Below are 10,231 nucleotides of genomic sequence, written 5' to 3'. Positions count from 1 at the left end.
AATTTTATATTGGAATGAGCGAGGACTTTCAGTCCGCTAGTAAAACCCCTGTACTTTCAGTGCAGGGTGGTTTAGTTGTAATCGAAAAATCAACCTGGGTAATGAAATTATTACTTACATCTAGTTGATATAAGTGAGGCAAATCAAATACTTCGGCAGGAATATGACTAAGCTGGTTATTGGCAACCACAAGCTTGACTATTTGTTTCATTTCTAATATAGGCAACGGAAACTCTTTGAGTTGATTGTGGGTTAGATCAAGCAACCCAAGCCTTTGTAGGTTGCCCATAGTTTTTGGCAATTGTTTGAGCTGGTTATGCCCTACATTGAGGTGATCTAAGCGACTTAATTCGCCTATTTCGGGAGGAAGCACCTGGAGGTTATTGTGCTGAATGTACAGAATTTCCAAATTCAATAATGAGCAAACTACCTTAGGGAAAACTCCAAACTGATTGCTATTAATAGACAAGGCCTCCAGGTACTCACATTGCTGCAGTTGAGGGGGCAAGTCCTGCAACTTATTGTCGTACAAATGCAATACCTTGAGCGATTTGAGTTGACCTATTGCTGGTCGGAGTTGGGCGAGTTCATTTTTTGCTATGAACAGCCTGTTTAATTGAGGCAAACTTCCTATGTGTAAAGGCAAATCTGACAAAAAATTCTCGTTTAAATTGAGGCTTGTTAAATGTTTAAGGACTGCTACCTCGGCGGGTAGTTTTACCAAGCCCGTACTTTGCAAGTCTAGCTCAGTAAGTTGCAACAATTCATAGATATTTTCAGGTGTTAAAGTATTCAGCATTTTATTCAAAGCCACCCGGTAAAATAAACGATATTTGTCTAACTGTTCCTCAAACTCAGGGTAATTTTGCCCTATTTTTAGAGCCAACTCTATATTGCTCATATCTTCTGACTGTAGCAATGTAGTGAGTTGATCTTTTACTTCTAAATAAGCTTGCGATGCTATTGTCATTACTTCCAATAAATTTCTATTACTTCATTACCTATGTCTACAGTGGTTCGTAGAGTAGTGCGTTTGTGACGTTTAATGACCACCTTTTGGTCTTTGCCTACCTTTATACGTTGTTGGTGTTGTACCTGGTATTGGTCACGTTTATGAAAAACCACCACCTTTTTGTTTGTCAACTTTTCCAATACCAGTTTACCCCTTGTTACTTCCATTGTTTTTACATTGTCAGGCTTCCAATGAGGTTCATTGATGAGTTTAAGAGCCACATCTGTTTGTGGAATACCATACCCAATATAATTATTGCCGTAAGGGTACAAGTGCGCCGATTTTTCTATGATGGCTCTTAACTCAGTGTTTTTGAGGGAAGGCTTTTTTTGCAAAAGACAGGCCGCAAGCCCTGAAATGACTGGAGCCGAAAAAGAGGTGCCATTAGAGGCAAAACAAGAAACATTAGGTTTGAGGTAAGGTAAAAAATCAGGACCAATACTGCTGTAACCAGCCTTGGCTCTAAAGTTTTTATTGGTAGCACCCACCGACAACGCCTCTTTAGCATCACCAGGGGTAGACACGACCTTCCATTGAAGGGCTCCTTCATTGCCTGCCGATACTACCACCAATATCCCCTTTTGTTTGACCGCAATGTCGGTAGCACGGCTTATCTTACTGGTTTTGCCATCCATTTCTTTGGGGGTATAATCTTCCTTTCGGTTGGTAAACCCATCGGAGTAGCCCAACGAAGTATTGACAATACGTACGCCAAGGCTATCCATCCATTCAACAGCAGCTATCCAATGATCTTCTTCGGTGCGTGTTTCGGTTACGCCATGATCAGTACGGGCTACATAGAATTGGGCTCCAGTGGCAAGCCCAAATTGGCGTTGGCTGGTTTTGCCAGCAATGGCGCGCCATACCTGGGTGCCGTGGTAGTCGTCGTTGGTTTGTCGGCTAAACACTTTTTTGTTGGAAGGTTTCACAAAATCGCGTCCACCCAAAAAGCGCTTGTCTTTAAAAACGTGCTTCAAGGCATGGAGTTTATCTGCCCCGTCAAATCCTACATCGATGATGCCTATTTTAATGCTTTTGCCATTCAAGCCTGCTTCTACCAGAAATCGTGCTTTCATCTGCTTAAGTACAGTAGCAAATTGTTTTTCGGAGGGCTCGCCGATTTGTTGTTGTGCTGTCATTACTCCGTAGGGGTACATAAGACTTACTTCTTTCACAAAAGCTTGTTGCTGCAACCAGACTCGTTGGGTAGTATTTGCCCTTACCGATACAGCATTGAGCCATTTAGAACGCTGACATAGTTGAATCTTTTGTTTTTGTAATTGTTGAATATATTGTGTAGCTACTGGTACATCGCTTATTTGCTGTAAAGGCAAGCCCAACAAACGACGGTTTTGCAGGGTTTGGGCAGACACATAGCGGGCATTTGGGGCAAAGGCTCCCTTATCTCTAAACACTACCCAATACTTATGGGTTGCATGTATGGGTTGATCAACATAATTGGTTGTTCGTAGCTTGGCTAAATTATTTTGCTGAGCGGCTAAAAAAGTATTAACAAGCAATATTAGTAGTGGTACTTTGATGAAAATTACAATATTTTTTTTCATTTTTGTTTGTAGTTTAAATACACCTCAATAGCTATAATTTCAATACTCTAACAACGCTGAACACATTTTCGTTAGAGAATCATCTTAATTGATTTCACTATGTGTGCAGGCGAAAAATATAATTAATTCTCATGAGATATACACCAATCCAAAAAGAAATATACATTCAAAACAGGCGAAACCTGGCAAAAAAATTAAAATCTAAATCGCTGGCTGTATTCAACTCCAACGATATTATGCCTACCAATGCAGATGGTACCATGGCTTTTCGTCAAAATAACGATATTTTTTATTTAACTGGCATCGACCAGGAAGAGACGGTGTTGCTGTTGTTTCCTGAGTGCCCACAGGAACGATACCGTGAAGTGTTATTTGTGAGAGAAACCAACGAAGAAATTGCTATTTGGGAAGGACACAAACTCACCAAAGAAGAAGCTACTGAGGTATCAGGTGTTGAGACGGTGTTTTGGTTGAGCGATTTTAAAAAAATATTTCATCTTTTGATGGGCAAATGCGAAGAGGTATACCTCAATAGTAATGAGCATACCCGCGCCGTGGTAGAAGTAGAAACCCGTGATGCACGTTTTATTAAGTGGTGCAAAGAAGCCTTTCCGTTGCATTCATACAACCGCATTACCCCACAAATGCACGACCTGCGAGCGGTAAAATCTCCTGCCGAAATTGCTCAAATTCAAACTGCGTGTGATATTACCGAAGAAGGATTTAGAAGGGTACTCAAGTTTGTAAAACCTGGTGTAATGGAATATGAGATTGAGGCAGAGTATGTACACGAGTTTGTGCGTCGTGGTTCACGTGGTTTTGCCTATACGCCTATAGTTGCCTCTGGGTTCAACAGTTGTGTATTGCACTACATCGAGAACGATCAGCCTTGCAAAGAAGGTGATTTGTTGTTGATGGATGTAGGAGCAGAATACGGTAATTACAATGCTGACATGACCCGTACTATTCCAGTGAGCGGGCGTTTCACCCCAAGGCAGAAAGAGGTGTACAATGCAGTGTTGAGAATAATGAAGGAAGCCAAAAAGATATTGAAAACAGGCATCCTCATTGACGATTATCACGTGCAAATAGGCGAAATTGTCACCAAAGAACTGATTGACCTCAAGTTGATCACTACCACTGAGGTAAAAAATCAAAACCCTGCGTGGCCAGCTTATAAAAAATACATGATGCATGGTACCTCACATCACTTAGGCTTAGATGTACACGATGTAGGCAACTGGGACAATGAAGTAGCCCCAGGCATGGTATTTACCATAGAGCCAGGTATTTATATAAGAGAAGAAAACTTTGGTATTCGTCTTGAAAATGACGTGGTAGTTACTCCAGGTGGCAATGACGACCTGATGAAGAACATCCCGATTGAAGCTGAAGAAATAGAAGAATTGATGAATAGTAAGGTAGGAGTAATGTAGTTTTTGCCTACGTTTTTCAAAGTACTTAGAAGCTCACTGTATTTGTTTACAGTGGGCTTTTTTGCTGAATGTCATTATCACAACATTGGTGACTTGTTGCCCATTGCTTGCTGCCGCTTACGGTTTTTTGGTTTGCTTGTGTAAATCTGCCTGCAAAGCTTTGGCCTCTTGCATAATCAGCTGAACCTTTTCCACCGGGCTTTGTATGCGTTGGTGGTGCAAATTGTTTTGTTGGTTTTGGTTCCACACCAATAATTTACCTTGGGCAAAGTACACTTTTACTTCACGATAAGGATATTTTTTTTCATCGTTTTGTTTTTCTTGAAAATAGACCAATTCCCCTTTCTGATTAAACAAAAACTCTTTTTGATAATCAACCCTTCCTCGTTCGCTACGTACCAGCGCCAACCTTAAGCAAGCTTGTTCTTGTTGCCAACTATAATACAGTTTTTGTGAGTAATGTCGGTAGCCTGAGTGGTGGAGATTGTGGCGTTTAAGGTTAAAAGTAAAGTGGCTGGTGCCAAGTTTTTTATGGCTGACATCACTTCTAATCTCCTGATATACCTTATTGATCTGCTTTACTTGAGTGTTTACCGTTGTTTGGGCTTGCAGTGTATAGCTTGCCCAAAAACTTAGGCTTGCCATGAGGAGGTATTGTCTAAGTATCTTTAACATTGTACTTCTTGTGGAAAGTTGTGTGGACAATAGGCTCAAAAATCAGGCGAGGCTTGGCGTTTACATCAAATCATCGTCGCCCCGGCAGCTATAACAAAATCCTGTAAGTGAATGAAGAAGGTAGCGGGGGAGCAATTCGCCACATCCGGGGCAGTAGTTAAATTGAGTAGCAGTTTGTGCCATAGGCAAAAGCTGTTGATAGAGCCAATCATCAAAGACAAATGAAAGGGTTTGGGTACCAAAAATAAAACTCACCTGCAACCCTTCAAAAGAATTGTTTATAATAAAATCTTTATTTGCTCCAATAGGTTGGCTCATGGCTATGAAAATACAAAAAAATACCCTGTTGATAGAGTTAAAAACAGGGTATCTGATAAATTGTATGTGGTGATCTTTAGTAGGGCAGGGCGTGTCTTTTAAAACGAAAACCCAACTGTTACTATTGCACTTGTCATGCTGTTAGTGGTGCTGGTAGTAGGGTGGGTGTTGTCACTTAGGGTGTAAGGTACATATACAGAGTTGAAGCGACTGTTTACCAAGGCAATGTCTATGGTAGCCCCTGGTAGTCTAAAGCCTACCCCTCCAGTAAGGTGCAAGACCTTGCGGTCTACATTGTCTATATTATTGTAAGGATCACCAAACAAAGCTGCCCCGGCACGTAGTCTAAACATAGAGTTTACCCGGTATTCGCCCCCTACTTTTATATTTAAAGTGGTTTTATAAATATTTTTGATGGTTTTATTATCTCCGTTAAAAGTAAAACTGCTTGCCCCTTGCAATCGGGTCTGGTTATACGAGTTGAGTTCTACATCGCCCGAAATAAATCCACGTTTGCCCAGAAAAAAAGCAATACCAGCACTCAATCTTAAGGGAGTCGTCAGTTGATAGTTAAATGTGCCAGGTACAGTTTCAAAGCTTTCGGTATTGAGTACTACACCATCATAGGCAAAGTTGTCAAAGTTGGCTGTAATGCCCGTTTTAAAGTTTTCGGTCAAAGCATAAAAAGTAGGCGTAGTAACCGATGCCCCAATTCTTATAAAGTCAACCGGACGGTAAATAAGCCCCAGCGAAAAGTTAATACCTGTTCCTTTTACCTCTAGCTCATCTGTAATGGTATAGTCGAGTAAACTCGGAATCGTATTATTTTCATAAATGACTGTTTCTTTAAACTCCTTGCTTTGTTTAAAGTTCAAAGTACGAATACCCATGGCGAGCCCAAAGTAAAACTTATCGTCGTAATTACCTCCATAAGCAAAACTCCACTGATACTGTGCTCCTCGTGTATTGATTACTTCCTGCTGTAACACCCTGCCCAGCAGATTGTTGTTTCCATCGCGTGCCAAGGTGTAGTATTCTCCCGGAGCATCCAGGTATTCATCTATCAAAAAAGTATTAAAAGCCAATTCAGGTAAATTAAAGATACTATCGGTAGGTACCAACAAACTATTACGGTCAACACCAAAAGCCGATTCGGCCAGGTAGTCCCCCATGGTGTTTTGGTTGTTAATGCCTTCGTAGCTAAACCTGTTCTGAAAACTATTGATGCGGTTAAACGAAATAGCAAAACTTCCTCCTCTCCATTTATCTGGTAAAATATCATCTTTAATCAGGGTGAGTACCAGGCTAAAGCCATTGAGGTTACCATTCAGTTTTGAATCTTGAAGCCCTTCTCCCAAAAAAGTAGTGTTGGTGTTGGCAACACCAAAGGCAGGGCTGATGCCAAATTTTGATTTACGTGATAAACCTAGCCCGGCAGGATTACCATTGCCTGCAGTATAACCATCTCCAATGGCATTTTCTACGCCTCCCATTGCTTGGGTTCTTGCCGATCCAAACAAAGAAGTATGCCGTGAAAAACGCAAAGCATCGGTAAAATACCCTAGAGCGTTAGGGTCTATTTGTTGTGCCTGAGCAATGGTGCTGGTCAATATCACAGCCAACAAACAGGCGGCTTTGGTGGCAATACAGGCACGATAAAATCTCTTTTTCATAAATCTGATTGGTTATTGGTCTATTGCTGTTATTTTTCATTAATCGTTCATTATCAGGTAGTTTGCCTCTCTTTTGTTGATGCTCTTTTGTAAGTTTGACCATAAAAAATGTGCGAACAATACAGCGATTATCCTCACATTTTTTATTCAAATGATTGTGTTATACTATAAACTACTGAATAACCTTCGTATTCAGACAATACCTATATACAAAATATCAATTATCTTTTTCTTCTTTTAGAGCTTCCACTGCTGCGCTTAGGCGAACTTTTTCGGCTTGGTCGCGATGTAGTACGAGTCCTTGTGCGGGTACTTGGTCTTGAAAAAGTAGATCGACGATTTGTATTAGAACGTCGATTAAAAGAAGAGCCTCTGCGACTACGGTTTTGGTTGTAGGTGGGAGTACTTCTTCTGGTCCTTGTACGGGTAGTACTACGACGTGTATTAGTTGTAGTGCCTGTATTGGTGCTTACCCGTTTGTTGCCGTTGTTGTTGGTAGTCGTTCTTTTGTACCTTCTGCCAGCAGTTTGTGACCTTTTATTCACATCACGTCCACCACTATTGTTCAAGTTACTTTGTTTTTGTCGCTTGGTAGTATTTGTATTGGTCAATATCACATTACCTCGTCTGCCTGCCCCGTTTCTGCGTGGACCTCGGTTAATGATCTGTGGACGGGAAACAACCCTGGTAGTATTATAAATAGGGCGGTTGATGTAGTTGGGCGGACACCAAGGGTTGGTATTATAATAACCCCAGCCACCACCATAGTTCCAGGCATTGCGTCTATACCAAAAATCATTGCGAAAATAAGGGTTGTACCAACCATTGCGGTTATACCATCTGCGGTAACGCCAGCCACGTCCCCAGCCTACACGTACCGAAAAAGGCACCACGGCAGATTGTACCATATAAGGGTCATAAAAAGGACTTGAGTGGTCTAAGTGTGGGTCATAAAACACCCCGTTATTGGCGTTTCCCCAACTATCATAGTTAGCTCTGGGTACTTGCACTCTGCTTGCCCGGTACTCGGTATAATATTCGTTTCCTGTGTAGTTGTTGCTATTGTTGGTAATAGTAGAGTTGCCGTTGTAATTCTCTACATATTCGGGGTTTATATTGGTTTGAGGCTTGGTTTGAGGCTTAGTTTGAGTAGTTACCCCATAAGTAGGGTTCACGTCCATTCCAGTAGAGTTATTAACCACCTTGGGGGTAGTTTTCACTTCGGCTTTTTTGGCAAGTTTTGCCTTCTCACGGTCTTTGCGTGAAAAATAGACGTCATCATCTTCATAGTTGGCGTGCTGAAGATTTGTAGTAGAAGTACAGCCCCAACCCCCTGCTACTACAGCTACCAACAGAAAATATTTAATAATTGATTTTTGTATATTCATAGTATATGTTTTTTAGAGAGCGTATGATCTTATTAATATCAAGCAATGTATAAATGTATATAGATGACCTTGAAGGTCTTAAGATAGTACAAACTTACAATTAACAACTAACATAAGTTATATATAGTTAACGAATTTATACTAAGAATGTGGCTTTTTATACAAAAACAGGCGGGTTTTAAGCACCTAAGCCTGGGTTTGGTCTATCAAAGCCACTACACTAAAAACGCATTGACGAGGCGATTAGTTCTGAAGCTTGAGTACCAAGGTTGAAAAACTCCAGTTCAACCGTTTGATTTCCATCAAAAAATAGCAAATTTGCAATTCTTTATAACAAAAAGTGACCTAATCAGACAATTACACTTACACCAATACAAAAATGGTTTTGTGGCATATTGTAGGTTGATTGTTATAAACTAAATTGCTGTAAATCAATAAACTTAAATAAAATTACAAACAGTATGAGCAAGGGAATCACCAAACGTAGCGAAGATTACTCAGCTTGGTACAACGAGCTGGTAAAAAAAGCGGATTTGGCAGAAAACTCAGACGTGCGAGGGTGTATGGTAATCAAGCCCTACGGGTTTGCCATCTGGGAAAAGATGCAAGCCGAAATAGATCGTATGTTCAAAGCCACCGGACATAGCAATGCTTATTTTCCCTTGTTTATACCCAAGTCTTACCTAAGCAAGGAAGCCGATCACGTAGAAGGATTTGCCAAAGAATGTGCTGTAGTAACCCACTACCGCTTGAAAAACGCTGAAGATGGTTCGGGGGTAGTAGTAGACCCTGACGCCAAACTTGAGGAGGAACTTATTGTGCGCCCTACTTCTGAAACCGTGATTTGGAGTTCTTATAAAAAATGGATTCAATCGTACCGCGACCTACCTATACTGTTGAACCAATGGGCAAATGTAGTGCGTTGGGAAATGCGTACCCGTATATTTTTGCGTACTACAGAATTTTTGTGGCAAGAAGGGCACACCGCTCATGCGACCAAAGAAGAAGCCGAAACTGAAACCATACAGATGATGAATGTGTATGCCGAATTCGCCGAAAATTTTATGGCAGTACCCGTTATAAAGGGAGTCAAATCGGAAAGCGAGCGTTTTGCCGGAGCTGATGAAACTTATTGCATAGAAGCACTCATGCAAGATGGCAAGGCACTTCAGGCAGGTACTTCTCACTTTTTGGGACAAAACTTTGCCAAAGCTTTCGATGTGAAGTTTTTGAACAAAGAAAACAAAGAAGAACTTGTGTGGGGAACCTCATGGGGAGTAAGTACTCGTTTGATGGGTGCCCTGATTATGGCGCACTCTGACGACCACGGTTTGGTACTACCTCCTAAATTGGCGCCTATCCAGGTAGTGATTGTGCCTATTTACAAAGGCGACGAGCAGTTTGAAGCAGTATCTGCCAAAGCCAACGAAATAAAACAAGCCCTGGAAGCAGTAGGAGTAAGTGTAAAATACGATAACCGTGATACTTACAAGCCTGGGTTTAAATTTGCCGATTGGGAAATGAAAGGGGTACCTGTACGTTTGGCATTGGGTGCGCGCGACCTGGAAAATGGCACTGTAGAAATGGCGCGTCGCGATGTAGTAGACCCCAATAACCGCAATGCAGGTAAGAAAGTGGTGAATTTTGATGAGGTAGTGGCAGAGGTGCAGGCTACTTTGGAAGATATGCAGCAAGGCATTTATAAAAAGGCGCTTGATTTCCGTACCGAAAAAACCACCAAAGTGGATACCTATGAAGAGTTTAAACAAGTGTTAGACGAAAAAGGTGGCTTTGTGTTGGCGCATTGGGATGGTACTGCCGACACTGAGGATAAGATCAAGAATGAAACAAAGGCGACTATTCGTTGTATTCCTTTGGATGATGACGTAGAAGCCGGTCAATGCATTTATTCTGGGCAACCTTCTGCCCGTAGGGTATTATTCGCCAGGGCTTACTAATTGGCCTTTATGATGATATAGAACTTGTTTACGGTTTATGCTTTGAGAGCAAAAAGCTAATTTTGAATCATTTGGAGAACCGCAGCCCTTTAGGGCAAGCTCAGCGAAGCTAAACCTTAAACAAGGTCATAATATAAAGCTTGTTACTCAAAAGTAACAGGCTTTTTTTTTTTATTTAAAAAATCAGGAGCGGGTAGCGAGATTAT

8 protein-coding genes are annotated in these 10,231 nt (G+C 41.2%); 2 read left to right on the top strand and 6 right to left on the bottom strand.

Features of this window, described 5'->3' with window-relative positions; all coding sequences use genetic code 11:
• Positions 1–28: 28 nt before the first annotated feature.
• Positions 29–970 (bottom strand): hypothetical protein, encoded by a 942-nt coding sequence (locus Q0954_RS20175; protein WP_299459491.1) that lies wholly within the window; start codon positions 968–970, stop codon positions 29–31.
• Positions 970–2,577 (bottom strand): S8 family serine peptidase, encoded by a 1,608-nt coding sequence (locus Q0954_RS20170; RefSeq protein ID WP_299459490.1) that lies wholly within the window; start codon positions 2,575–2,577, stop codon positions 970–972. Before Q0954_RS20170 ends, Q0954_RS20175 begins: the two co-directional genes overlap by 1 nt.
• Positions 2,578–2,708: 131 nt before the next feature.
• Between Q0954_RS20170 and Q0954_RS20165 the strand changes: the two genes are divergently transcribed.
• A complete protein-coding gene (locus tag Q0954_RS20165; protein ID WP_299459488.1) occupies positions 2,709–4,013 on the top strand; it encodes an aminopeptidase P family protein in 1,305 nt (434 codons plus the stop codon).
• Positions 4,014–4,130: 117 nt separating this feature from the next.
• Here the strand turns inward: Q0954_RS20165 and Q0954_RS20160 are convergent, their stop codons facing one another.
• The 4 genes from Q0954_RS20160 to Q0954_RS20145 all read right to left on the bottom strand — a co-directional run bounded on the left by Q0954_RS20160 (position 4,131) and on the right by Q0954_RS20145 (position 8,067).
• On the bottom strand, positions 4,131–4,688 hold the full coding sequence (locus Q0954_RS20160) for a hypothetical protein (protein WP_299459486.1): 558 nt from the start codon (positions 4,686–4,688) through the stop codon (positions 4,131–4,133).
• 60 nt (positions 4,689–4,748) lie between these two features.
• Positions 4,749–5,006, bottom strand: a complete 258-nt coding sequence (locus tag Q0954_RS20155) for a hypothetical protein (RefSeq protein ID WP_299459484.1) — start codon at positions 5,004–5,006, stop codon at positions 4,749–4,751.
• Between the two features lie 98 nt (positions 5,007–5,104).
• Complete coding sequence (locus Q0954_RS20150; protein WP_299459481.1) at positions 5,105–6,679, bottom strand: OmpP1/FadL family transporter; 1,575 nt, start codon at positions 6,677–6,679, stop codon at positions 5,105–5,107.
• A gap of 221 nt (positions 6,680–6,900) precedes the next feature.
• A complete protein-coding gene (locus Q0954_RS20145) occupies positions 6,901–8,067 on the bottom strand; it encodes a hypothetical protein (RefSeq protein ID WP_299459477.1) in 1,167 nt (388 codons plus the stop codon).
• Between the two features lie 461 nt (positions 8,068–8,528).
• On the opposite strand from Q0954_RS20145, the gene proS reads away from it, so the two are divergent.
• Positions 8,529–10,025: a proline--tRNA ligase gene (gene proS, locus Q0954_RS20140; RefSeq protein WP_299459474.1), complete on the top strand. Its 1,497-nt coding sequence runs from the start codon at positions 8,529–8,531 to the stop codon at positions 10,023–10,025.
• Positions 10,026–10,231: the final 206 nt, after the last annotated feature.

The organism is uncultured Microscilla sp., assembly GCF_947493425.1.
GTDB lineage: Bacteria > Bacteroidota > Bacteroidia > Cytophagales > Microscillaceae > Microscilla.
The sequence above is the reverse complement of the archived record's forward strand: the minus strand, read 5'-3'. Positions and strand labels throughout refer to the sequence as shown.